The organism is Pseudoprimorskyibacter insulae (genome assembly GCF_900302505.1).
Lineage (GTDB): Bacteria > Pseudomonadota > Alphaproteobacteria > Rhodobacterales > Rhodobacteraceae > Pseudoprimorskyibacter > Pseudoprimorskyibacter insulae.
In genome coordinates, this window is record NZ_OMOJ01000004.1 from 305,322 (window position 1) to 328,901 (window position 23,580).

General features: G+C 59.9%; 18 protein-coding genes. 7 read left to right on the forward strand and 11 right to left on the reverse strand.

Going from position 1 to position 23,580, the window contains the following annotated elements:
• Positions 1-6: 6 nt before the first annotated feature.
• The 3 genes from PRI8871_RS12090 to PRI8871_RS12100 are packed head-to-tail and all read right to left on the reverse strand — an operon-like array spanning position 7 to position 3,174.
• Positions 7-831: a transglutaminase family protein gene (locus PRI8871_RS12090; protein ID WP_306418455.1), complete on the reverse strand. Its 825-nt coding sequence runs from the start codon at positions 829-831 to the stop codon at positions 7-9.
• The gene (locus tag PRI8871_RS12095; protein WP_108886472.1) at positions 809-1,750 is read right to left on the reverse strand and encodes an alpha-E domain-containing protein; all 942 of its coding nucleotides are present in this window, start codon (positions 1,748-1,750) and stop codon (positions 809-811) included. Before PRI8871_RS12095 ends, PRI8871_RS12090 begins: the two co-directional genes overlap by 23 nt.
• Positions 1,750-3,174: a circularly permuted type 2 ATP-grasp protein gene (locus PRI8871_RS12100; protein ID WP_108886473.1), complete on the reverse strand. Its 1,425-nt coding sequence runs from the start codon at positions 3,172-3,174 to the stop codon at positions 1,750-1,752. The genes PRI8871_RS12095 and PRI8871_RS12100 overlap by 1 nt, the downstream gene beginning before the upstream one ends.
• 304 nt (positions 3,175-3,478) lie before the next feature.
• Between PRI8871_RS12100 and PRI8871_RS12105 the strand changes: the two genes are divergently transcribed.
• A complete protein-coding gene (locus tag PRI8871_RS12105; RefSeq protein WP_181389453.1) occupies positions 3,479-5,287 on the forward strand; it encodes a calcium-binding protein in 1,809 nt (602 codons plus the stop codon).
• A gap of 159 nt (positions 5,288-5,446) precedes the next feature.
• Complete coding sequence (locus PRI8871_RS20130; RefSeq protein ID WP_108886475.1) at positions 5,447-9,790, forward strand: beta strand repeat-containing protein; 4,344 nt, start codon at positions 5,447-5,449, stop codon at positions 9,788-9,790.
• Between the two features lie 3 nt (positions 9,791-9,793).
• Here PRI8871_RS20130 and fabI read toward each other — a convergent pair whose 3' ends face one another.
• A complete protein-coding gene (gene fabI, locus PRI8871_RS12115) occupies positions 9,794-10,558 on the reverse strand; it encodes an enoyl-ACP reductase FabI (RefSeq protein ID WP_108886476.1) in 765 nt (254 codons plus the stop codon).
• 229 nt (positions 10,559-10,787) lie between these two features.
• On the opposite strand from fabI, the gene PRI8871_RS12120 reads away from it, so the two are divergent.
• A complete protein-coding gene (locus PRI8871_RS12120) occupies positions 10,788-12,107 on the forward strand; it encodes a cytochrome-c peroxidase (protein WP_108886477.1) in 1,320 nt (439 codons plus the stop codon).
• Here the strand turns inward: PRI8871_RS12120 and PRI8871_RS12125 are convergent.
• Together PRI8871_RS12125 and PRI8871_RS12130 are read right to left on the reverse strand one after the other, a co-directional pair.
• Positions 12,104-13,630 (reverse strand): CRTAC1 family protein, encoded by a 1,527-nt coding sequence (locus tag PRI8871_RS12125; protein ID WP_108886478.1) that lies wholly within the window; start codon positions 13,628-13,630, stop codon positions 12,104-12,106. The two genes, PRI8871_RS12120 and PRI8871_RS12125, sit on opposite strands and share 4 nt — an antisense overlap.
• A complete protein-coding gene (locus PRI8871_RS12130; RefSeq protein WP_108886523.1) occupies positions 13,620-14,837 on the reverse strand; it encodes an ROK family transcriptional regulator in 1,218 nt (405 codons plus the stop codon). Before PRI8871_RS12130 ends, PRI8871_RS12125 begins: the two co-directional genes overlap by 11 nt.
• A gap of 156 nt (positions 14,838-14,993) precedes the next feature.
• On the opposite strand from PRI8871_RS12130, the gene xylF reads away from it, so the two are divergent.
• From xylF to xylA, 4 genes are all read left to right on the forward strand, one after another.
• The gene (gene xylF, locus PRI8871_RS12135; RefSeq protein WP_108886479.1) at positions 14,994-16,022 is read left to right on the forward strand and encodes a D-xylose ABC transporter substrate-binding protein; all 1,029 of its coding nucleotides are present in this window, start codon (positions 14,994-14,996) and stop codon (positions 16,020-16,022) included.
• Between the two features lie 127 nt (positions 16,023-16,149).
• Positions 16,150-17,439 (forward strand): sugar ABC transporter permease, encoded by a 1,290-nt coding sequence (locus PRI8871_RS12140; RefSeq protein ID WP_108886480.1) that lies wholly within the window; start codon positions 16,150-16,152, stop codon positions 17,437-17,439.
• On the forward strand, positions 17,439-18,212 hold the full coding sequence (locus PRI8871_RS12145; RefSeq protein WP_108886481.1) for an ATP-binding cassette domain-containing protein: 774 nt from the start codon (positions 17,439-17,441) through the stop codon (positions 18,210-18,212). Before PRI8871_RS12140 ends, PRI8871_RS12145 begins: the two co-directional genes overlap by 1 nt.
• Before the next feature lie 11 nt (positions 18,213-18,223).
• Complete coding sequence (gene xylA, locus PRI8871_RS12150; RefSeq protein WP_108886482.1) at positions 18,224-19,531, forward strand: xylose isomerase; 1,308 nt, start codon at positions 18,224-18,226, stop codon at positions 19,529-19,531.
• Between the two features lie 133 nt (positions 19,532-19,664).
• Here the strand turns inward: xylA and PRI8871_RS12155 are convergent, their stop codons facing one another.
• The 5 genes from PRI8871_RS12155 to PRI8871_RS12175 are packed head-to-tail and all read right to left on the reverse strand — an operon-like array spanning position 19,665 to position 23,577.
• Positions 19,665-20,348: an HAD family hydrolase gene (locus tag PRI8871_RS12155; protein WP_108886483.1), complete on the reverse strand. Its 684-nt coding sequence runs from the start codon at positions 20,346-20,348 to the stop codon at positions 19,665-19,667.
• Between the two features lie 10 nt (positions 20,349-20,358).
• On the reverse strand, positions 20,359-21,420 hold the full coding sequence (locus PRI8871_RS12160) for an ABC transporter ATP-binding protein (RefSeq protein ID WP_108886484.1): 1,062 nt from the start codon (positions 21,418-21,420) through the stop codon (positions 20,359-20,361).
• Positions 21,421-21,434: 14 nt separating this feature from the next.
• Positions 21,435-22,487, reverse strand: a complete 1,053-nt coding sequence (locus PRI8871_RS12165) for an NAD(P)-dependent alcohol dehydrogenase (RefSeq protein ID WP_108886485.1) — start codon at positions 22,485-22,487, stop codon at positions 21,435-21,437.
• A 4-nt stretch (positions 22,488-22,491) separates the two neighbouring features.
• Positions 22,492-22,737, reverse strand: coding sequence for a DUF2160 family membrane protein (locus PRI8871_RS12170; protein ID WP_219929021.1), 246 nt, complete (start codon positions 22,735-22,737; stop codon positions 22,492-22,494).
• Positions 22,738-22,740: 3 nt separating this feature from the next.
• Entirely contained in the window at positions 22,741-23,577 is an 837-nt protein-coding gene (locus PRI8871_RS12175) for a carbohydrate ABC transporter permease (RefSeq protein WP_108886486.1), read from the reverse strand.
• Between the last annotated feature and the right edge of the window lie 3 nt (positions 23,578-23,580).

Here is a 23,580-nt window from a genome sequence, read left to right on the forward strand (position 1 = left end):
AGGCCTTTATTGCTGCACCACTTCGATTTCGACAGCCAAAGCCTCGCCCTCGCCGCCAATCCGCATGCCAGTTACAGGGGCCGCTTGGGAATAGTCCAGACCTGTCGCGACGCGAACATATCGGGCATCCGGCGAAATTGCGTTCGACACGTCGAACCCGACCCAGCCAAGCCCGTCGACATAGGCTTCGGCCCAGGCGTGCATGGCTTCTTGCGTGGTTTGGGTGTCCAGCATCAGATAGCCCGACACGTAGCGCGCGGGCAGGCCCATGTCGCGGGCACAGGCCAAAAACAAATGGGTGTGATCCTGACAAACGCCATTGCCATCTTCGAGGATCTGTTCGACATTGCGATCCACCGCCTTGACCGATTTGTCGTAGCCGACCGCCTGCAAGACAAGCGCTGACAGGTTGTGCATCCGCTCCAGCTCGGTCGCGCCTTCGACCTGACGCGCCAAGGCTTTGACCCCCTGCCCGATTTTGGTCAGATCCGTGGATTGACGGTAGAGCCACAGAGGCGCCGGGCCGCGATGCCGCCCCACCACGCCATAGGAATCCGCGATCTGCACTTCGCCGGCACTGGTCAGAACCAGTTCGGTCGTGCCCTTTTCAAAGCTGACCAATTCCACATGATTGTTGTGGTAATCGGTAAAGCTCAGTTGCGACTGGCCCCCCTGAATGGTGGTCGTCCAGCCGTGGATGGTTTGTTGATCGGTCTCTTTGGGCGTTTTGCGCACCTGTTGCAGACCGAAATTGACCTCGGACGGAAATATATAGCGGGTCGTGTGTGAAACCTTCAGGCGCATCGGCTCATTCGTAGAATCTATAGTCAATTTCGATCTGGCTGGCCAAATCGGCGATCAGGCTCAGAATTTTCTGAATATACTCATGCAAGCCATACTCGAAAATCGCCTCGATGTCGTGCGAAAGAAACTGACGCCGGATCTGATCGGCCATTTGGAAGGATGGCAGGCGGATGCCATGATCATCCGTCAGATAGCCAAGGTTATCGCAGATTTTACTGATACAGAAGGCCAAGCTGCGCGGCATCCGGCGGTCAAGGATCAGGAATTGCACGATATCGCGGGGGTCGTAGCTGTTGCCATAGGCCATGCGGAACCCGCCACGGGCCGAGACTGAGCGCAGGATCGTTTCCCATTGCACGTTGTCGATGGATGACCCGACCGACATAACCGAGGGCAGCAGGACATAGTATTTGACGTCCAGAATCCGTGCGGTGTTGTCGGCCCGTTCCAGAAACGTGCCAATGCGGGCGAAATCATAAATGTCGTTCCGTAGCATCGTGCCATGCGTGGTGCCGCGCACCAAGGACGTGCGCTGACGGATCGCGCCAAGGGTTTGCGGCAAATCGCGTTCATTCACCTTGCGGGCCAGCAAATCCTTGCAGGTCATATAGGTGCTGTTCGTCGCTTCCCAGACTTCGGTGGTCAGCGCCGTCCGCACCATACGCGCATTCTGGCGGGCGCTGGCGATTGAGGTCATGACCGACGAATGGTTGTCCTTGGACCGCAGCATCCAATCGATGACCTGATCTTTGGCGATGTCGTCATTGGCGGCCTCATAGCCTGACAGCACGCCCGCCGTCAGCATGATCGACCGCCATTCGTCATCCGCCGCCGCAAGCCGCGTCAGGGCGATACGTTGGCCGGTTTCAATCAGTCGTGTTGTGTTCTCGGCCCGCTCTAGCGAACGGTACATCCAGAAAAGGCCGTTGGCAGTTTTCCCGAGCATCAGTCCTCCAGAACCCAAGTGTCTTTGGTGCCGCCGCCCTGCGATGAGTTCACCACAAGCGAGCCTTTTTTCAGCGCCACCCGCGTCAGACCGCCGGGCGTGATGTTGATCCCTTCGGGGCTAACCAGAACGAAAGGCCGCAGATCGACGTGACGCGGGGCCAGCCCCTGCCGGGTGAAGATCGGCACGGTGGACAGCGATAGCGTCGGCTGAGCGATGTAGTTGGATGGCCGGGCGGTCAGTTTGCGGCGGAACTCGGCGATTTCCTTGCGCGTCGCGGTAGGGCCGATCAACATGCCATAGCCGCCAGATCCGTGCACCTCTTTAACGACCAGATCTTCGAGGTTATCCAACACATAGTCCAGCGACTCCTTCTCAGAACAGCGCCATGTCGGCACGTTTTCCAAGATGGGCCGCTCGCCGGTGTAGAACTCAACAATTTCAGGCATATAGCTATAGATCGCCTTATCGTCGGCAATGCCCGTTCCGGGCGCGTTGGCGATGGTGATCCCGCCCGAACGGTAGACATCCATAATGCCCGGCACGCCCAACTGACTTTCGGGGTTGAAGTTCAGCGGATCAAGGAAATCATCGTCGATCCGGCGATAGATCACGTCAATTGGTTTATACCCGCTGGTTGTGCGCATGGCGACACGCCCGTCCACGACCCGCAGGTCATGGCCTTCGACCAGTTCAACGCCCATTTGATCGGCCAGAAAGGCGTGCTCAAAATACGCGGCGTTATAGATCCCCGGCGTCAGAACGGCGACGGTCGGACGACCGCTGGCCTTTTCCGGCGCACAAGCTGCCAAGGATCGGCGCAGCGCGGCCGGGTAATTTTCGACAGGCTGCACGCGGTTCGTGGCAAAAAGTTCGGGAAACATCTGAAGCATGGTTTCCCGGTTTTCCAGCATATAGCTGACACCCGAAGGCGTGCGGGCGTTGTCTTCCAGAACATAGAACTGGTCCGGCCCGGTGCGGACAAGGTCTATGCCCACGATATGCGTATAAATCCCGCCCGGAGGCGTCACGCCGATCATATGCGGAAGGAAGGCAGCGTTCTGGCTGATCATCCGTTCGGGAATGCGGCCTGCTATGATGATTTCCTGACGGTTGTAGATGTCATGCAGAAAGGCGTTTATGGCGCGCACGCGCTGTTCGATCCCGCGCGACAGTTTCTGCCATTCCCGCCCCGAAATGATGCGCGGTACGATGTCGAAGGGGATCAGCCGTTCTTCGGCCTCGGCCCGGCCATAGACGTTGAAGGTGATCCCCGTCAGTCGGAACAGTTCTTCGGCTTCGCGCTGCTTGGCCCGTAATCTGGATGGGTCTTCGCCATCGAACCAGGTCTTGAACACCTCATAGGGGGGCCGGACCTCGCCGCCAGTGCCACCCATCTCATCGAATATCGGATCTTGCTCCATGAAATCAGCTTAAGCCTTTGACTTCTTTAATATTGCCGCGTCTTGCCCACCAGCTAGACACAATTTCAAATCGAACCGCCACCGAATTATGCATCTGACAGGCCCGTGCCTATTATTATATCGCCCACGCCGAATGTCTGCCTGTTTGTTCCGCAGATGCCGTTTCGCGACGTTGGCGCGTCACCCGTTTGTGACCTTGCCTCCCCAGATTTGACTCGAATCCCTCATGGGGCAAGACTGAACCATTCCTTTTTCGTCCCGCGGCGCGGGGGCAATGCTTTGTATAATGAGTGGGGGGCCAGTCATGGCAACATTCAATGGAACGTCCGGCAATGACAATGGTGCGGACAACCCGTCTCTGGTCGGGACGGTCGAAGACGATATCATCAACGGTCTGGGAGGCGACGATAGCCTGTTTGGCGGCGCCGGGGATGACACCCTGTCCGGTGACGATGGCGCGGACCAATTGTTTGGCGATGGCGGCAATGACACGCTGATCTGGCGCTACGACGATGACACCGACACGATGAACGGCGGCGATGGCATCGACACGGTGCTGATCCTGCCTGCCACCAGCGGCGTTGAACGCATCCAGAACCTCGTCTTCCAGGACGTCGAAACCCTCGACATGAACAGCAAGACATTGATGATCACGCCGGGTCAGGCGGACCTGTTCACCTCGCTGATCAATGTCGGAGAGTTCCGACATGTCGCGGCGGGCAGCACCGATTTCAGCAACACCACCGATGATCGCGCCGGGCGGTTTTTGGCCTCGAACGGGGATGACAACATCAACCTCAGCGGCTTTTCCTTTGGCTGGTATCTTGAGGATAATTACGGTGGCAATGACACGCTGACTGGTGGGTCCGGAAATGATGAAATCACCGCTGGCGATGGCGACGACCTTGTGCGCGGCGGCGCGGGCAATGACACACTGACCGGATCGTCCGGCACCGACACGCTGGAAGGCGGCGCGGGCGATGATCTGTTCTTGGTCAAGTACAAAGGCCAGATCACCAACCCGCCGCAAGACACCATCGACGGCGGCGACGGCACAGACACGGTGCAGAACAACACCTTCAGTGCGTTATACCTGCAAGGCCTCACCCTGATTGATGTTGAGGTTCTGCACGCCGGGTCCGTCTATGCCAATGCGGGCCAGCTGGAATTCTTTGACGACATCCAGAACCTGTCGGGCATCAATCTGGTGACCGCCGGGCGCACAAACCTGAATGGCCGCATCAGCGATGTCAGTTCTAGCTTTGGGTCGTTCTATATCAATGGCAGCCTAGAGGATGATACGATCATCGCCAATGAGCTGACCTTTGGCCTTCAGTACAACCACGGCTCGGGCAATGACACGATCTATTCCGGGTCTGGCAATGACACGCTTCAGGGCAGCGGCAACAGTCGTCTTGATGCGGGCGCGGGCGATGACAGTCTGGAAGGCCGCGAAGGAAATGACACCCTGATCGGCGGGGCTGGCAATGACACATTGCATGGCGGCGCGGATAGCGACACGCTGAACGGCGGTGACGGCGACGACCTGATCTATGGCGCGGGATCGGCCAGCAATGGCGCGGATCTGCGCGACGTGATCTATGCGGGCGCAGGCAACGATACAATCGACGCCGGAACTGGCAACGATCTGGTCTATGCCGGGTCCGGCGATGACAGCGCCGAAGGCGGCTATGGCTCGGACGAATTGATCGGCGAAGCGGGCAACGACTCGCTTTCCGGCAGCGCCCTGTCCGACGCCCTGTTTGGCGGTGCGGGCGATGATTTCCTGAACGGCGGCTTCGGGTTTGACCGTCTGAACGGCGGTGATGGGGCCGACCAATTCTATCATATTGGAGATTCCAACCACGGCAGCGACTGGATTCAGGACTACGATGCCGCCGAAGGTGACGTGCTGTTTTACGGCGGAAGCGCGGTCAAAGATGACTTCCTTGTGCAGCGCGCAACCACCCCGACCGCAGGCGCCGCAAACGTACAGGAAGTGTTTGTGACCCATAAAAGCACAGGCGTTCTGCTATGGGCGCTGGTGGATGGCGACGCCCAAACAAGCCTGAACGTCAAATCCGGCGCCGAGGTTTTCGACCTGTTGGCCTAAGCCCAAACTGCCCAGAGGCCGCAGCCTCTGGGCACACCCGCATTACGCAACGTCATGCAAAATGTTTCGCCAACTTGCTGAGTTGCGGGGCAAATTTGATATGCGTCAATTCGAATGTCTCCCGGAAGTTTTAACATAATTTCATAAAGGGGGATCATCATGGCTAATTTCTTCGTCACTGACGTCTATTCGAACACGTCCGACAATGTGCTCCATGGCACGGCGGATTTTGATCGGCTGACCTATACCTACACCCGCCCCGAGGGCGGTGTTGAACTGACTATCACCGACAATGGGAACACCTATAGTGGGCTGTTCGACGGGTATTATACTTTCAACGCCTACTTCACCTCGATTGAGGCGTTCACCGTCAATGTTCAATCTGATACCAGCTCGCGCCTGACCACTGGTGCGGGGGACGATATCTTCAACCTCGCTGGCGGCAATGACACCGTCTACAGCGGCACGGGAAGCGACCAGATCAACGGCGGTGCCGGGCGCGATTTCTGGGGCGCGGATCTGTCGGAATTCAGTGCCAATACCCTGATCGACCTGAACGCTGTGTCCAACTACGGCACGGGCGGGGTGGTGCAGAACGTTGAAGGCGTGAACCTGACCATGGGCGCGGGCAATGACACGGTCGTCGGCCATGCCCTGATGGAAACCAACTATGGCGACACCATCCGCGGCGGCGCAGGCGATGACCTGATCAAATTGGATCTTGGCGGCTGGGATGCGGTTGAAGGCGGTACAGGCGACGACCGTCTGCACGTCACCAACAACCTTGCCGAACCGACCATGTCGATTGATAGTCTCACGCTTGGGGCGGATGGCTATTCAGGCTTTATCGACGGCAATTACATCAACAACATCGACTTTTCCGGGATCGAGCATTTCACCGTCATCGACAATGCTGGCGGCAATGACAACCTGAACACCGGCAATGGCAACGACAGCCTGTTCGGCGGTATGGGCAATGACACCATGCGGTCGGCGCAAGGCTATGACACCATCGACGGCGGCGAAGGGCGTGACTTCTGGCAGGGCGATACCAGCTTTAGCGACACGGCCGTGGCCATCGACCTGAACGGGCCATCGACCTATCTGGGCCAAGGCAGCGTGCAGAATGTCGAAGGCTTCGACGTCACCACCGCCGGCGGCAACGATAGTCTGACCGGCTGTGTCAGCGGGGAAACCAACTATGGCGACACCGTGCACTCGGGCGGCGGCGATGACCTGATCACCCTATGGCTTGGCGGCTGGGATAGCGTCGATGGCGGCGCAGGCAGCGACCGGCTGGTGGTGACCAACCAAGTCAGCCCCGGCACCGGGCTTTCCCTGACCAACACCCGGACCCCCGAAGGGACATTCGGGTACACTGGCTTTATCGATGGCTATTATATCAACAACATCGACTTTTCCGGGATCGAGCATTTCACCTTCACCGATCTGAACAACGGCAACGACCACTTTGTTGCCGGGTCCGGCAATGACAGCCTGACCGGCGGCGGTGGCAATGACACGCTGAACAGCGGTGCAGGTCAGGACACGGTGAATGGCGGCGACGGCAATGACGCTTGGGTCGCGGACCTGAGCGCGGTCACCACACCGCTGAGCATTGACCTGAACGGCACCTCTACCCTGCCCGGCGGCGGCACGCTGACGAATATGGAAGGCATGAACCTGCTGTCGGGCAGCGGCAACGACACGCTGCGCGGCCACGACTCAGTCTATATGAACGACACCGTCAACGGTGGTGCCGGTGATGACATCATCCAATTGGCGCTGCACCGCTGGGATCTGGTCGTTGGCGGCACCGGCAATGACCGGCTGATCGTCACCAACGATGTGAGCGACGGCGCGGTCGTCATGAGCTCTTTTAGGGCCACCGATGATGGCACCGGCTATTCGGGGTTCATTGACGGCTATTACACCAACAACATCGACTTCTCGGGGATCAATGACTTCACCTTCATCGATACCGCCGGCACAAGCGACAACTTCACCTCGGGCGCAGGCGCGGATCTGCTGATCGGTGGCGGCGGCAATGACACGCTGAACAGCGGGTCGGGCAATGACACCGTCGATGGCGGCGAAGGTCGCGACTACTGGATGGCCGATCATTCGGGCCTGACCACTGCAGTCGTGGTCGACCTGAACGGCCCCAGCACCCTGCCCGGCGGCGGCGCTCTGACCAATGTCGAAGGGATGAACCTGAAGACCGGGTCCGGCAATGACGCCATCACCGGCCTTGCCCTGCGCGAAAGTAACTACGGCGATATCATCGACACCGGCGCGGGGGACGACGTGGTGACCCTGTCGCTGGCGGCGTGGGATGGCGTCTGGATGGGTCCGGGCGATGACCGTCTGATCGTGACAACCGATCTGGTAGCCAGCCCGCATGTCAACGTCAGCGCCTTTTCCGAGGACGAAAATGGCGAAGGCTATTCCGGCTTTATCGATGGGTATTACACCAACAACATCGACTTTCACGGGGTGAACCACTTCACCTTTATCGACAACGCAGGCGGCAATGACCGGTTCGTTTCGGGCATGGGCAACGACAGCCTGTCCGGTGGCGCGGGCAATGACACCCTGATCAGTGGCGGCGGACTGGATACGATCGATGGCGGCACCGGTGTGGATTATTGGACCGCCGATATCAGCGCCAATGACACGGCTGTTTTGATCAACCTGAATCAAACCTCCACCTATCACGGCGGCGGCAGTGTCAAGAACATCGAAGGCGCGAACCTGACCACAGGTGCGGGCAATGACACCATCGTCAGCAACACCGATATCGCCACCTCGCAAGGCGATGTGTTCACCACCGGTGCGGGCGATGACCGGATCGAAATGGTTCTGGCCAGCTGGGACGCGGTTCACGGCGGCGCAGGGATCGACACGCTGAAAGTGACCAACACCCGGACGGACTCGGGCGGGGCCTATATGACGGCGACCGCCGGAACAGACGGGTTCAGCGGCCAATTCGATGGCTACTACGTCAACAACCTCGACTTCACGGGGATCGACATCTTCGACTATGACGACCAGTCGAACGGCACGGATAACATCACGGCTGGCTCGGGCAACGACACCCTGCGCGGCGGCGGCGGCAATGACAGTCTGGCCGGAGCTGCAGGCAATGACCTGCTCGACGGCGGGGCCGATAATGACTACCTCGATGGTGGCACGGGCAATGACGTGATCGCGGGCGGCGCTGGCACGGACCGGCTGCGCATCCACGACGATCAGGCCAATGTCACGCTTGGCGGCGATCAAGGCACGTTTACCATCTCCTCGGCGGATGGGATGGACACCGTATCCGGCGTGGAAACCATCGTCTTCAATGACAAAACCGTCGCCGTGGCCGATCTGCTGCCCCCGGCGGGCCAGATCATCAACGGCACGGTCGATGATGACACCCTGACCGGCGATTCAGGCAATGACACAATCTACGGCATGACCGGCAATGACAGCCTGTCTGGCCTTGGGGGCAACGACTTCCTGAATGGCGGCGAAGGCAATGACACCTTGCTGGGCGGTGACGGCAATGACGGGTTTGCGCCCAGTCTGGGCAACGATCTGGTCATTGGCGGCGACGGCACCGATCAGGTGATCCTGCATGACGCTGCGCTGGCCGACACCACGGTCACGGTCAACGGTGCACAGCTGATCCTGTCTGGACCAGAGGGCACCGACACTTTCGAAGGCGTGGAAGAGTTCATCTTTCGGGATGGCCTGTTCACCGAAGCCCAGCTTCGCGCCAGTGCCAACCTGAACCTTGTCGGCACCGAAGGGAACGACACCCTGACCGGCGGCGGTGGCAATGACACCATTTCCGGCCTTGGCGGCAATGACCGTCTGTCGGGCGAGGATGGCAACGATAGCATCCTTGGCGGCGACGGGCTTGACCTGCTGATCGGCGGTGCGGGCAATGACACCCTCCTTGGCGGTGCCACCAGCGACGACCTGCGGGATGTGGTCTATGGCGGTGACGGCAACGACTCTATCGACGGCGGCTACGGCAATGACGAGTTGCGCGGCGACGCGGGTGACGACAGCATCGAAGGCGGATTTGGCGTCGATCTGGTGATCGGTGGGGACGGCAATGATGTGCTGACCGGGTCTGCGTGGTCCGACCAGATCTTTGGCGGCAACGGCAATGATTTCATCAACGGTGGGTTTGGCTTCGACCGGGTGAACGGTGGCACGGGGGCTGATAAATTCTATCACACCAATGCCGCCGGACACGGGTCCGACTGGATCCAGGACTACAACGCGGCCGAAGGCGACGTGCTGTTCTTTGGTGGCGGTGTCGCGGTCAAGTCCGACTTCCTTGTGCAGCGGGCCAGCACCCCGAACGCCGGCGATGCCGCCGTGCAAGAGGTGTTCGTCACGCATCTCCCATCGGGCAACCTGCTCTGGGCCTTGGTCGATGGCGATGCGCAAACCAGCCTGAACGTGCTGGCCGCCGGTCAGACCTTCGACCTGCTCGGCTAAGCGCTAGCCGACAATATGGTAGCCGCCATCGATATAGTGCACCCCACCGGTGACATTGGCGGCTTCCGTGCTGGCCAGAAACGCGGCATAGGCCCCCACATCTTCGATCGTCGCAAGGTGATGAGTGGGGGCCTTCTGGGCCGCTTTGTCCAACAGCTCATCAAAATGCGCAATGCCACTTGCCGCCCGGGTCTTTAATGGTCCGGGCGACAATGCGTGCACGCTGATCCCCTTCGGCCCAAGTTCCGCCGCCATATAGCGGGTCACGCTTTCCAGCGCGGCCTTGACCGGCCCCATGACGTTGTAATGATCGACGACCTTTTCCGCGCCGTAATAGCTCACCGTCATGCAGGTTCCACCATTCGGCATCATCGGTTCGGATTTGCGCACCAGATGCATGAAACTGCCGACCGAGATATCCATCGCCGTGGCAAAACCCGCACGCGAACAATCGGTGACGCGGCCATGCAGATCCTCTGCCGGGCAAAAGGCGATGGAATGCAGGACGGTATCCAACGTGCCCCATTCCGCCCCGATCTGGTCAAACAAGGCGTCGATCTGCCCGTGATCGGCCACATCCAGCGGTGCGATGATCTGCGCGCCCAAATCTTCGGCGAGTGGGCGGACATAAGGTTCGGCCTTGGCATTCAGATAGGTAATCGCCAGATCCGCCCCCTGCATCCGCAGCGCCTTGGCACAGCCATAGGCGATGGACTGCGCATTCGCGACCCCGACAATCAGCGCCTTTTTGCCCTGAAGTGAAAACATTGCCGTCCCCTTTTATGGCCCTGCCTTACTGTGCCAAGCTCTTGTAACGACGGCACGACTTTGTAGCTCAATCCGGCCCGGCGTCGAACGACACGCGTGTTGATTTGGCAGACCCCCACCATTTGCGCGTTTTTGAGGCCATCCGATACTGCATCGCAGCGCATCAATCGGTTGACGCCCTCCCCCTTGGCATTGTTAATTCACGGACTGAATTAATATGGGGCCAGCTATGGCAAATATCGCGAATCTCTGGCGTCTTGCTGCGTCTCTGACGGTGGCGACGGCCATGCCGGTGGTCGGGCAGACCCAGCCAGACCTAGGACCGCGCCCCGTGTTCAATACACCCCATGCCGACCGCGCCGCGCTTGGCCAACTGTTGTTCTACGATCCGATCCTGTCGGGCAATAAATCGGTCAGCTGCGCCACCTGCCACCATCCGCGCTTTGGCACGGCGGACGGGTTGTCGCTTGGCATTGGCGATGGCGGCATTGGCCTTGGCCCCGATCGCAAACCCGACCCGGCCAACCTGCCGGAACAACGCATTCCGCGCAACGCACCGGCGCTTTGGAACCTCGGAGCGATTGAATTTACGACGTTTTTCCACGATGGCCGGTTGCAGGATGATCCCAGCCAACCGCACGGCGTGCGCACGCCGCTAGGGGCCGATATGGCCGAAGGGTTCGACTCAGCGCTGGCAGCGCAGGCGATGTTCCCCGTGTTGTCACCCGACGAAATGGCCGGGCATTACGCGGAAAACGACATCAGCAAAACGGTGCGCCTTGGCCTTCTCAGCCAGCCGGGCGGCGCGTGGGACCAACTGGCAGCGCGGGTTTCCGAAATCCCAGAATATCGCGCCAAGTTCGACGCGGTGAACGGCCCCGGCAGCCCCATCACCTTCCCTGAGATCGGCAACCTGATCGCCGATTTCATCCGGGTCGAATGGCGGGCCGACAATAGCGCCTTTGACCGTTACATGGCCGGTGGCTCCTCACTGACAGATGCGCAAACCCTTGGAATGGAACTGTTTTACGGCGAGGCCGGGTGCGCGGCCTGTCACAGCGGCTGGCTGCAAACCGACCACGATTTTCACGCGTTGGCCCTGCCCCAGATCGGCCCCGGCAAGGCCGCGCGGTTCGAAAACCACCACCGCGATGATGGCCGTTTGCGCGTGACGGGCGCGGCTGCAGACGCCTTTGCCTTTCGCACGCCGTCGCTGCGCAATGTGACCCTGACCGCGCCCTATGGCCATGACGGCGCATTTGCCGATCTTGGCGCGATGATCCGCCAGCACATGGACCCGGTCGCCAGCTTGCAGGGGTATCAACTTAGCAGCGCGGTATTGCCGGATCTTAGCACCGCGAAGGATGATCTGATCTTGCAAAGCCCGCAGGATATGGCCGCTTTGGCCGATGTCGCCCGCCCGGTCACGCCGATGCTATCAAGCGGCCAGATCGACGCGATCATCGCTTTCCTGCATGCGCTGGAAGACCCGGCCGAGCGTTTGGGCATTCCCGATCGCGTGCCCAGCGGACTGCCGGTTGATCGTTAACGGGATAAGCTAAGGCGCTGGTTGGCGGACACCGCCTGCCAGTCGCCCACTTGGCCATCCGGCCAAATGACCCGAATCTCGGCGTGTTCGGCATTGCCCAGACCGAAATGCAGATATCCTGCATCGCCCCCGGCATGGCCACCGCCGATGGTCATTTCGCGGGTTTGCACTTGGCCACCGACGCGCAATTCCACAAAAGACCCAATGGCTTGGCTATTTCCGCTCTGCCCTTGCAACGCCACCAACAGCCAGTTGCCTGCGCCCGCGGTCACGTTCTGATACAGCTCTAGCGGCGCGCGGCGATTGACCACCGCCAGATCAAGCATACCGTCCAAGTTCAGATCAACCAAAGCCGCCCCGCGCCCGCGTTCCATGCTGGCTAGGCCCGCCGCCGCACCGCTTTCGGCAAAGGTGCCGTCTGGCTGTTGCATCAGCAGGTTGTTGGGGTCGTGCATCGCCGCGTCCGGCATCTGTTCGACATTGCCCTTGGCGACGAACACATCGTCCAGCCCGTCGTTGTTCACATCGCCAAAAGCCGCGTGCCACCCGGTCGAAGGCCGCCCATCGCCGCCCGTATAAGGCCGATGCGCCGTGGTGCCGCGTGCGTAGGTGGCGTCGCGGTAAACCGGCCCGCCGCTCGCAGGGTCAAAGGTCTGAAACTTCTGATCGCCCATCGATGTCAGGTAAACGTCGGAATATCCGTCCCCCGTCACATCGCGCGACGCGATTCCCATGCCCCACAGGCTATAGGGCGCCCAGCCCTCGGCCTCGGAATAGAGGCGCGGCGCGGGCTCCATCGCCCACATTTGTTCTTGCCCGCCGCGCACATAGTAATGGCGGTCATTGCTGATGCGCAGATCAGCGCGGCCGGTGCGGGACCAATCGGTAAACAGCATCGAAAGCGCGCAAAATCCGGGGGTTAGCGCATGCGGCGGCGCATAGTGGTCGCCGTCAGGCCGATACAGCAGCGTGTCATCGCAGGTCATAAACGGCCCGTTCGGGTCGCTGCGGTCAACATAGGTGCCGATCGCCAGCGTCGGCAGGGCCTGCCCCGCCTCCCATGTGGCAGAAAAAGCCGTGCTCCAATGATCGCCCGTCTCAAACGACAGACCGTCGAAGGGTGCGAATTGGCAATCGCCCAGCCCGCGCATCAGGACATCAGGGCCGACCCGAAGAATGGCCAGATCAAGCACAGAATCTCCATCAATATCAATCGGGTAAGCACCAGTGACGCCTGTCAGAGATAGGGCATCCGGGGTGCTGGGCGCGAAGGTTAACCCGCCCTCACCTGACTGATTGAGGAACAGTTCCGCCGGGTTGCTGCCACCGGCGGCGTAAAGTTCGGGCAGTTCATCGCCGTTGCAATCAAAGGCCGCAACACCGCCCCCGACGAAGTGTTCCCACCCGCCGTCATAGCGGTGCTCGGTCACGGGGCGCGGTGCGAAAACGGGATCGGCAGCCTGTGCAGGTGCGCCCAAAACCAGCACCCCGCCTTGTAGAAAAATCCATAGATTACGAGGCATTGCGCGTCACATCCTTGACCGTCAGGCCAGACACCTTTTCGATGGCATAGGCGGCGGCCCCTTTGGCCCACATCAAATCGCCCCAACCGTGTGTGCGTATTTCTGGCGGGGGCGCATCGACCTGCACCACGGACTGCATCGCCCGCGTGACAGCGGCATCCAGAAAAATATGGCGTTTGTTGTGGCTGCGCCCCGCGAGAATGATCAGGTCCGGGTCGAAAATATTGATCAGATTGGCCAGCCCCATCCCGAACATCGCCCCGGCCCGTTCAAAGATCGACATGGCCACTTGATCGCCGCCCCGCGCGGCAGCAACCAGCTGCGCGACATCGGTATAAGGCTCGCCCACGGTCACGCCGTTTGCTTCCCGCAGCAGGGCATAATCACCGACATATGCCTCAAGGCAGCCACGCTGACCACACTGGCAGAGCGCCCCGTGCAGCTGCACTTTGGTGTGCCCGAATTCGGCACCGCAGCCCCGTTGGCCACGATACACCTCACCATCAATCATGATACCAAGGCCGACGCCAAATTCCAGCGTCACAACCAGAAAATTACGTGATTCCCGCCCCTTACCGAACAGATGTTCGGCCTTGGCCACAAGGTTCGCATCGTTATCCACGAACACCGGAAACGGCAGGCGCTGCGCCAGAAGCGCCCCAAGTTCGACGTTCCGTTCCAACAAGGAGGACGACCAATGCACGAAGTTCGACACGCTGTTGATCTGCCCCGGCAGGCCGATTCCCAGCCCCGATAGCCCCGTCCGATCGAACCCGCCTTTGCGGCAGGTTGCGTCGACGATTTTCAAGATGCGGTCCACCAGTTCGGTGGGCGACACGCGGGCCGTTGGGAACTCCATCTCGTGATCGACGATGGTTTTGCCTTCGAAATCCACGATCAGCATGGTGATGGTGCGCTGCGCGACCTTCAGCCCGGCAATGCGATGCGCTTTGCCCCGCAATTTCAGCGTAACACGCGGGCGTCCGCGCCGGGTTTCACTGGGCTGATCGTCGCTGGATGATTCCTCGATAAGCCCGGCGGCCAGAAGCTCCGAAGTGATCGCGGTCACCGTGGCAGGGCTAAATCCTGTGGCCTGCGCGATGTCGATCCGGGCGATCCGGCCAGCTGATCGGATCGTGTCAAGCACTTGTAATCGACCGGATTCTCGCTGATCCGACGACGGTCGGACCACCTGAACCTCTGCCATGGTCTTCTTCAAAACTGCGTCCTCCCAAGTCGGCGCAGAATTCTCCAAAAGAATTATTTTGACAAGTAAAATATTTAATCTTAGTCATGAACGGCGCTCCGAACGGACCGAAAGGTCATGTTTCGGGCGAAGACACCTTCAGGGAGGAATACTGAGATGAAACTTCTCGGAACCATTTCGGCCATCGCGATTATGGCCAGCACCGCAGCATTCGCAGGCAGCCACGGCGTTACCGTCGGCGTCAGCTGGTCCAACTTCCAGGAAGAGCGCTGGAAAACCGACGAAGCGGCGATCAAAGCAGCACTGGAAGCCGCAGGCGCATCCTACGTATCGGCAGACGCTCAGTCGTCCTCGGCCAAACAGCTGAGCGACATTGAGAACCTGATCGCACAGGGCGTGGACGCTCTGATCGTTCTGGGCCAAGACACGCAGGCGGTTATCCCCGCTGTTCAGGCCGCCGTTGACGAAGACATCCCCGTCATCGCCTATGACCGTCTGATCGAAGACAGCCGCGCCTTCTACCTGACCTTCGACAACGTCGAAGTCGGCCGTATGCAGGCCGCAGCCGTTCTGGCCGCTGCCCCCAAGGGCCGCTATGTCATGATCAAAGGCTCGCCGACCGATCCGAACGCAGACTTCCTGCGCGGCGGTCAGCAAGAAGTGCTTCAGGCGGCAATCGACGCCGGTGACATCCAAATCGTTGGCGAAGCCTATACCGATGGCTGGCTGCCGGCGAACGCACAGCGCAACATGGAACAGATCCTGACCGAAACCAGCAACGGCGTTGACGCTGTTGTGGCTTCGAACGACGGCACCGCAGGTGGCGTTGTGGCCGCACTGTCCGGCCAGGGCATGCAGGGTCTGCCGGTTTCGGGTCAGGACGGCGACCATGCCGCTCTGAACCGCGTTGCCAAAGGCACCCAGACCGTTTCGGTTTGGAAAGACGCCCGTGAGCTGGGCAAAGCCGCAGGCGAAATCGCCGTGGCTCTGGCTGGCGGTTCGGCTGCTGGTGACGTGAACGGTGCGGTGTCCTTCACCACTCCGGGCGGCAACGAAGTATCGGCCGTGTTCCTGAAGCCGGTTCCGGTGACCGCTGACAACCTGACCGTTGTCGTCGACGCTGGCTGGATCACCAAAGACGCACTGTGCCAGGGCGTGGAAAACGGCCCGGCACCCTGCAACTAATTTGATCTGATTACAGACCAAATCGCCTCAGCCACCCCGCCATGTTGCGGGGTGGCAACCTAGGCATTTCACCCAAAATCCATGACACAACCCGGGAAACCGAGGTGCAAACAGCGGGACTTTCGCTATGAGCGACGCTTCGCAAGCCACCACTCAGACCAAGCGCAGCTTTGTGCAAAGCTTGGAACTGGACATGCGCTTGATGGGCATGATTGGCGCTTTCATTCTGATCGCCGTTGCCTTCAACTTCATCACCGGGGGCAACTTCCTGTCGCCGCGAAACATCTTCAACCTGACAATTCAAACCGTTTCCGTGGCGATCATGGCCACTGGCATGGTGTTTGTGATCGTCACCCGCCACATCGACCTATCCGTTGGCGCTGTCCTTGCGATCTGTTCGGCCATTATGGCTATGACGCAGGCGCGTTGGCTGCCCGGTCTGGGCATTGATCTTGGCTCGCCGCTGATTGCGCCGATCGCCATTCTGATCGGTCTTGCCGTGGGCACCCTGATCGGGGCGTTCAATGGCTGGCTGATTGGCTATCAGGGCATCCCGGCCTTTATCGTCACGCTCGGCGGCTTCCTGATCTGGCGCTATGCCGGTTGGTATCTGACCCAAGGCCAGACGATTGCCCCGCTGAACGAAACCTTCATCCTGTTTGGCGGCTCCGAAGGCACTCTGGGCGAGGCACTTAGCTGGGTCGTTGGCATTCTTGCCGCCATCGCCGCCGTCTACGGTGTCTGGGCCGCACGTCAAAGCCGCATCCGCCACGAATTCCCCACCAAACCGCTCTGGGCCGAATTCTCGCTCGCCGGTATCGCGGTGGTGGCCATTCTTGGCTTTGTCGCCACGCTAAACGCCTATAGCATTCCCAAAGGCAAACTGCGCCGCATGTTCGAAGCCCGCGGCGAGGTGATGCCGGACGGCTTTACCCAAGGCCACGGCCTGCCGATTTCGGTGCTGATCCTGATCCTTGTGGCGGTTGTGATGACCATCGTCGCCCGCAAAACCCGCCTTGGCCGTTATATCTTTGCCACCGGCGGCAACCCGGATGCGGCGGAACTGTCGGGCATCAACACCCGCCTTCTGACGGTCAAAGTCTTTGCGATCATGGGCTTCCTTTGCGCGCTATCCGCTGTCGTAGCCCAGGCCCGTCTGCAAAGCCACGCCAATGACATCGGCACGCTGGACGAATTGCGCGTGATCGCGGCGGCCGTTATCGGCGGCACGGCCCTATCGGGCGGCGCTGGCACCATCTATGGCGCGATCCTTGGCGCATTGATCATGCAATCGCTGACATCGGGCATGGGCATGGTCGGTGTCGACAGCCCGCTGCAAAACATCGTCGTCGGTGCCGTTCTGGTCTTTGCCGTCTGGATCGACATTCAATATCGCAAGCGTACGGGGATTAAGTGATGACCATTGATCGTTCCGGAACTCCGCTGGTCGAAATGCGCAACATGTCGATCTCGTTCGGCGGGATCAACGCGGTCGACGACGTGTCGGTTGACCTTTATCCCGGCGAAGTTGTCGGCCTTCTGGGCCACAACGGCGCGGGCAAATCGACCCTGATCAAGATGCTGTCGGGCGCGTATAAGCCCAGTGGCGGCCAGATCTTTGTGGACGGCAACCCCGTTCAGATCCATTCGCCCCGCGACGCACGCGAGTTGAACATCGAAACCATCTACCAGACGCTGGCCTTGGCCGACAATCTGGACGCCGCATCGAACCTGTTCCTCGGGCGCGAGCTGATCTCGCCGTTGGGGTTTGTCGATGACGCCGCGATGGAGGCCGAGACCCGCAAAATCATGGGCCGCCTGAACCCGAACTTCCGCAAGTTCGCAGCGCCCGTGTCGGCCCTGTCGGGCGGTCAGCGCCAGTCGGTGGCCATTGCCCGCGCTGTCTATTTCAACGCCCGTATCCTGATCATGGACGAACCCACCGCCGCGCTTGGCCCGCACGAAACGCAGATGGTGGCCGAGCTGATCCAACAGCTGAAGGCTGAAGGCATCGGCATTTTCCTGATCGACCACGACGTGCACGCCGTGATGGAGCTTTGCGACCGTGCCAGCGTGATGAAAAACGGCAAACTGGTCGGCACCGTGGACATCCCCGATGTCACCGATGACGACCTGCTGTCGATGATCATCCTTGGCAAGAAACCCGGCGAAGACGCCAACGCAGACTGAAAGACACTGATATGAGCACTGGATTTTTCGACGGCATTTCCAAAGTCGCCTATGAAGGCCCCAACAGCGATAACCCGCTGGCCTTCAAACACTACAACCCCGACGAAGTCGTCATGGGCAAGCGGATGGAAGACCATCTGCGCTTTGCCGCCGCGTGGTGGCATTCGTTCGCGTGGGAAGGCGGCGACCCCTTCGGCGGTCTGACCTTCGAACGGCCCTGGCACCCCCAGGACAACATGGAGCGCGCCAAGCTGAAGGCCGATGTGGCGTTTGAGATGTTCGACATCCTCAACGTTCCCTTCTTCTGCTGGCACGATGCCGACATCCGCCCCGAACAGGGCAGCTATGAAGGCAACCTGCGCACGCTGGAAGAAATCACCGATTATATCTGCGGCAAGATGGAAACCTCGAAGACCAAGTGTCTTTGGGGGACGGCCAACATGTTCAGCCACCGCCGCTGGATGGCCGGTGCCAGCACCAACCCCGATCCCGAGGTGTTCGCCTTTGCCGCTGCAACGGTGAAATCCTGCATGGACGCAACGCACAAAATGGGCGGCGCGAACTATGTTCTGTGGGGCGGCCGTGAAGGCTATGAAACCCTGCTGAACACCGATCTGGGTCAGGAACTGGACCACATGGGCCGTTTCCTGAACATGGTTGTCGATTACAAACACAAGATCGGCTTCAAAGGCACGATCTTGGTGGAACCGAAGCCGCAGGAGCCCAGCAAGCACCAGTATGACTATGACGCGGCGACCTGCATCGGGTTCCTGCGTAAATACGGGCTTGAGAACGAGGTAAAGCTGAACCTTGAACAGGGTCATGCCATCCTTGCCGGGCATTCGTTCGAACACGAACTGGCTGTCGCTGCCGCCGAAGGCATGCTGGGCAGCATCGACATGAACCGCAACGACTATCAGTCCGGCTGGGACACCGACCAGTTCCCGAACAACGTTCCCGAAACGGCGCTGGCCTATTACCACGTCCTGAAATCGGGCGGGTTCAGCACTGGCGGCACCAACTTTGATTCCAAGCTGCGCCGTCAGTCGCTGGATGCAGAAGACCTGATCGCCGGTCATATCGGCGGTATGGATGTCTGCGCCCGCGGCCTGAAAGCCGCCGCTGCCATGCTCGAAGATGGCGGTTTGGAAAAGGCCCTGTCCGATCGCTATGCCGGTTGGGAAACCGAGGGCGCCAAGGCCATGCTGAACAGCGATCTGGACAGCATCACCCAGCGCGTTCTGGCCGAAGGGGTCAACCCGCAGCCCCGTTCGGGCCGTCAGGAAATCTTGGAAAACTACGTCAACAAGTTCGTCTGAGCCTGACGTAAATCGCAAAATCAACGCCGCGCCCTGTCACCGGGGCGCGGTTTTCTTTTGGCCGATTGACGCGCGCAAAACAAAAGCCCCTGCCGGGCGGCAAGGGCTTGGAACACGTCACAAACAGTGGCGTTTACAAAATTTCGGCGGCCACCTCGGCGAGGGTTTCAACAACCACATCAGCCCCCGCTGCGCGCAGCCGGTCGGCATGTCTGTCGCGCTGCCCGTCCAGATGCGACCCGCCGACAAAGCCAATGGCCCGCATTCCAGCCGCTTTTGCGCCTTTGATCCCGTGCGGGGAATCTTCAACCACCACACAGGCGGCGGGCTTGGCTTCCAGTCGGGATGCAGCCAGTTCAAACAGATCCGGGGCGGGTTTGCCCTTGGCCACCTCATCCGCGCTACAGGCGGCATCGGTGAAATACCCGTCAATCGCGACAGTGCGCAGGGTGATCCCCATCCGTTTCAGCGATCCGCCAGTGGCAATAGCCAGCCCCAGCCCCTGCCCCTGCAATTGCGCCAACAAGGCATCTGCCCCGTCGATCCGGCGCAGCTTGGTCTGATACCAGTCGAATAGCCGCGCCTCGACCCGATCCGCAAAGTCGGCCGGGCAAGGTTTGCCCAGCCGTTTGGTCACGTAATCGCTGATGACCTTCATCGACACGCCCAGAAACTGCGATCCGATCTCCTCGGCGGTGGCGTCTGTCACGCCCAAGTCGCGCATGACCGATGCGACGGCTTCCAGCGACAAAGGTTCGCTATCCACCAGACATCCATCCAGATCGAAGATCACTGCTTCGGTTACGTGTTCACCCATCTATTCTGCCTCAAATGCGTTGCTCGCTCGTGCGGTCGAACACATGTACATTGGCAGGGTCAATAATGAAACCGATCTGCTGCCCCGGCTTGGCAAAAATCCGATCTTTTACAACGGCATCCAGCAAATCTTTGCCGGATTTGGCGAAGACCTGCGTTTCTGATCCGGTAGGCTCGGTCACCACGACTTTGACAGGCACACCGGCGTCGCCGATCTGGATATGTTCGGGCCGAATTCCATAGACGATCCCCTGCCCCACAGTGGCGGAAGTGTCCGGCAAAGGCAGCGTCAAACCGCTGTCCGACGCAAAGACCTTGGCCCCGTCCGCCATATCCACCTTGCCATGGATAAAGTTCATCGAGGGCGATCCGATAAAGCCCGCCACAAAAACATTCGCCGGGTTGTCATAGAGATCGAGCGGCGATCCGATCTGTTCTACCCTGCCGTCACGCATCACTACGATCTTGTCGGCCATGGTCATCGCTTCGATCTGATCGTGGGTCACATAGACGATGGTTGTGCCAAGACGCTGATGCAGTTCCTTGATCTCAACCCGCATGGTCACGCGCAGCTTGGCGTCAAGGTTCGACAGCGGCTCATCGAACAGGAAAACCTGCGGGTCGCGCACAATGGCGCGACCCATGGCAACCCGCTGGCGTTGGCCGCCAGACAATTGCTTGGGATAGCGGTCCAGCAAATGGGCAAGATCCAGGATCTCTGCCGCCCGAGTTACCTTTTCCTTGATTTCCGCCGCAGGCCGCTTGGCCATTTTCAGCGGAAAGCCAATGTTGTCGAACACCGTTTTATGCGGGTAGAGCGCATAGCTTTGAAACACCATGGCAATGTCGCGTTCCTTGGGCGGAACATCATTCACCACGCGCGACCCGATCGAGATTTCGCCGTCGCTGATTTCCTCAAGCCCTGCCAGCATCCGCAGCAAAGTTGATTTGCCGCAACCGGACGGGCCGACAAGGACCACGAATTCGCCGTCATCAATATCGACGCTGACGCCGTGCATCACCTGCACAGAGCCGTATCGCTTGATAACATTGTCAATTTTTACGTTGGCCAAGGGGGTGGTCCTTTCTATTGCGGCAGCACGATCTGCATCTTCACATCCGCGGGCGGGGCCGACGCGGCAATTTCGAAGGCGCGGACGCTGTCTTCAAAGTCGAATGTTCTGGTGATCAGGGGTTTAACGTCAATCGCGCCGCTGGACAGCATGCCAACGCAGCGCGGAAAGACGTGGGCATAGCGGAAGATGTTTTCGACCCGCGCTTCGCGCACCATGGCAGCGCCTGCATCATACTGGATCGGGTCGGGCTGGCCGCCAATCATGACGACGCAGCCGCCGGGCGCTAGCGGTTCAAACACGGTCCGCGCGGCATGTGGGCTGCCGGTGGCTTCGAACACGATATCCGCGCCCCAACCTGCGGTTTCACGCTTCACGATCTGCACCATGTCCTGCGCCGGGATCTGAATGGGTGTGATGGCGGGGCTGAGGCTGGCGGCGATGTCCAGTTTCTTTTCGGCCAGATCGGTCACGAATACCCGTGCACATCCTGCGGCCAGCGCCGATAGCGCGGTGACCAGACCAATCGGCCCTGCCCCCATCACAATCGCCACATCGCCCGGCTTAACCCGCGCTTTGGTCGCGGCATGCACGCCTACGGCCAAAGGTTCGACCATCGCTGCCTCGGCAAAGCTGACATCGTCCGGCAGTTTGAACGTGAAGGCCTCGGGATGCACGCAGGTTGGGCGCAAGATGCCATGCACGGGCGGCGTGGCCCAGAACTGCACCGCCGGGTCGATGTTGTACATGCCAAGGCGGGTCGCGCGGCTGTTTGGGTCCGGGATGCCCGGCTCCATGCAGACGCGATCACCAATGGTCAGCGTTGAAACGTCTGACCCCACTTCGATCACCGTGCCTGAGGCTTCGTGCCCTAGGATCATCGGCGCGTTCACCACGAAGGGGCCGATCTTGCCATGGGTGTAGTAATGCACGTCCGACCCGCAAATGCCGACCGTGTGCAGCTTGATCCGCACGTCGCGGGGGCCGAGCGTTTCTTCGGCTTTGGAAATGGCCGGGAAATCGCGCAGGGACAGTTCGTCTTTACGCTCCAGCACAAGCGATTTCATTGGCTTACCCCTTTCTGATAATGACGACGGCCAAGGCCAACGCGATGATATTGGAAATCCAGATCGACAGGCCCACTGGTTCCACGAACCGGAACCAGAACAAGGACAGCGCCACCCAGATCACGACCGAGATGAACAAACGGTCAAACCAGTTGGTCTCGATCGGCAGGAAACCAACCTTGGGCGGCTGCGTCTTTGGGGCCTCGTCTTCGTGCTGGGCCGATGCCAGCGGCGTTTCATGCTGTGTCATCGGTTATCCTTTCACCGCGCCAAAGGTCAGGCCGGTCACGATATGCTTTTGCACCATGCCAAAGACGATCAGGGCCGGGATCAGGGTAAAGACCGAAATCGTCGCCATGATCCCCCATTCCGTGCCGGTGGTGGTGACATATTCCGACAGGCCCGTTGTCAGGGTCCGGGCGTTGAAGTTGGTCAGGGTCGCAGCCAGCAGATATTCGTTCCAGGCAAAGACCCAGGTCAGGATCAGCGTGACAGCAAGCCCCGGACGGCACAGCGGAAAGACGACCTCGGTGATCACTTTCCACGCACTGGCCCCGTCGACATAGGCCGCCTCGTCCAGCTCTTTCGGGATGCCGTCGACCGTTGGACGCAGGGTCCAAATGGCGAACGGCAGGTTGAAGGTACAATAGACAAGGATCATCCCGATCCGCGTATCCAGCAGCCGGAAATCGCCCACCGCATAGACCTGCGTCATCAGCAGGAACAGCGGCAGCAGAAACACGGCAGGCGGGGCCATACGGTTGGTGATGGTCCAGAAGAACAGGCTTTCCTTGCCCGCCATGTTGAAGCGCGAAAGCGCATAGCAGGCAAAGAACCCAAGGAGCGTGCAGAGCACCGCATTGCCGGTCGAAATTACCAGTGAATTGACCATGTAACTGCGCAGCAGACGGTCGCCCCACACCTTGGCGTAGTTGCCCCAGTACGGGTCCGACAGGATAACATCAGGCGTGGAAAACAGCTGAACAGCGGGTTTCACCGAAATCACGAACAGCCAGTAAATCGGGAACAGGGTCAGAAAGCTGACCAGAACCCAGAATACGATGGCAAGGACCGGGCGGTTCTTTTTCATCAG

What these genes read in the sequence shown, in the direction of transcription:
- PRI8871_RS12095 (WP_108886472.1), bottom strand. Translation starts at nt 1,750, where the DNA reads ATGCTCGGGAAAACTGCCAACGGCCTTTTCTGGATGTACCGTTCGCTA.
- PRI8871_RS12145 (WP_108886481.1), top strand. Translation starts at nt 17,439, where the DNA reads ATGACCATTGATCGTTCCGGAACTCCGCTGGTCGAAATGCGCAACATG.
- fabI (WP_108886476.1), bottom strand. Translation starts at nt 10,558, where the DNA reads ATGTTTTCACTTCAGGGCAAAAAGGCGCTGATTGTCGGGGTCGCGAAT.
- PRI8871_RS12125 (WP_108886478.1), bottom strand. Translation starts at nt 13,630, where the DNA reads ATGCCTCGTAATCTATGGATTTTTCTACAAGGCGGGGTGCTGGTTTTG.
- PRI8871_RS20130 (WP_108886475.1), top strand. Translation starts at nt 5,447, where the DNA reads ATGGCTAATTTCTTCGTCACTGACGTCTATTCGAACACGTCCGACAAT.
- PRI8871_RS12120 (WP_108886477.1), top strand. Translation starts at nt 10,788, where the DNA reads ATGGCAAATATCGCGAATCTCTGGCGTCTTGCTGCGTCTCTGACGGTG.
- xylF (WP_108886479.1), top strand. Translation starts at nt 14,994, where the DNA reads ATGAAACTTCTCGGAACCATTTCGGCCATCGCGATTATGGCCAGCACC.
- PRI8871_RS12105 (WP_181389453.1), top strand. Translation starts at nt 3,479, where the DNA reads ATGGCAACATTCAATGGAACGTCCGGCAATGACAATGGTGCGGACAAC.
- PRI8871_RS12175 (WP_108886486.1), bottom strand. Translation starts at nt 23,577, where the DNA reads ATGAAAAAGAACCGCCCGGTCCTTGCCATCGTATTCTGGGTTCTGGTC.
- xylA (WP_108886482.1), top strand. Translation starts at nt 18,224, where the DNA reads ATGAGCACTGGATTTTTCGACGGCATTTCCAAAGTCGCCTATGAAGGC.
- PRI8871_RS12170 (WP_219929021.1), bottom strand. Translation starts at nt 22,737, where the DNA reads ATGACACAGCATGAAACGCCGCTGGCATCGGCCCAGCACGAAGACGAG.
- PRI8871_RS12100 (WP_108886473.1), bottom strand. Translation starts at nt 3,174, where the DNA reads ATGGAGCAAGATCCGATATTCGATGAGATGGGTGGCACTGGCGGCGAG.
- PRI8871_RS12140 (WP_108886480.1), top strand. Translation starts at nt 16,150, where the DNA reads ATGAGCGACGCTTCGCAAGCCACCACTCAGACCAAGCGCAGCTTTGTG.
- PRI8871_RS12165 (WP_108886485.1), bottom strand. Translation starts at nt 22,487, where the DNA reads ATGAAATCGCTTGTGCTGGAGCGTAAAGACGAACTGTCCCTGCGCGAT.
- PRI8871_RS12130 (WP_108886523.1), bottom strand. Translation starts at nt 14,837, where the DNA reads ATGGCAGAGGTTCAGGTGGTCCGACCGTCGTCGGATCAGCGAGAATCC.
- PRI8871_RS12155 (WP_108886483.1), bottom strand. Translation starts at nt 20,348, where the DNA reads ATGGGTGAACACGTAACCGAAGCAGTGATCTTCGATCTGGATGGATGT.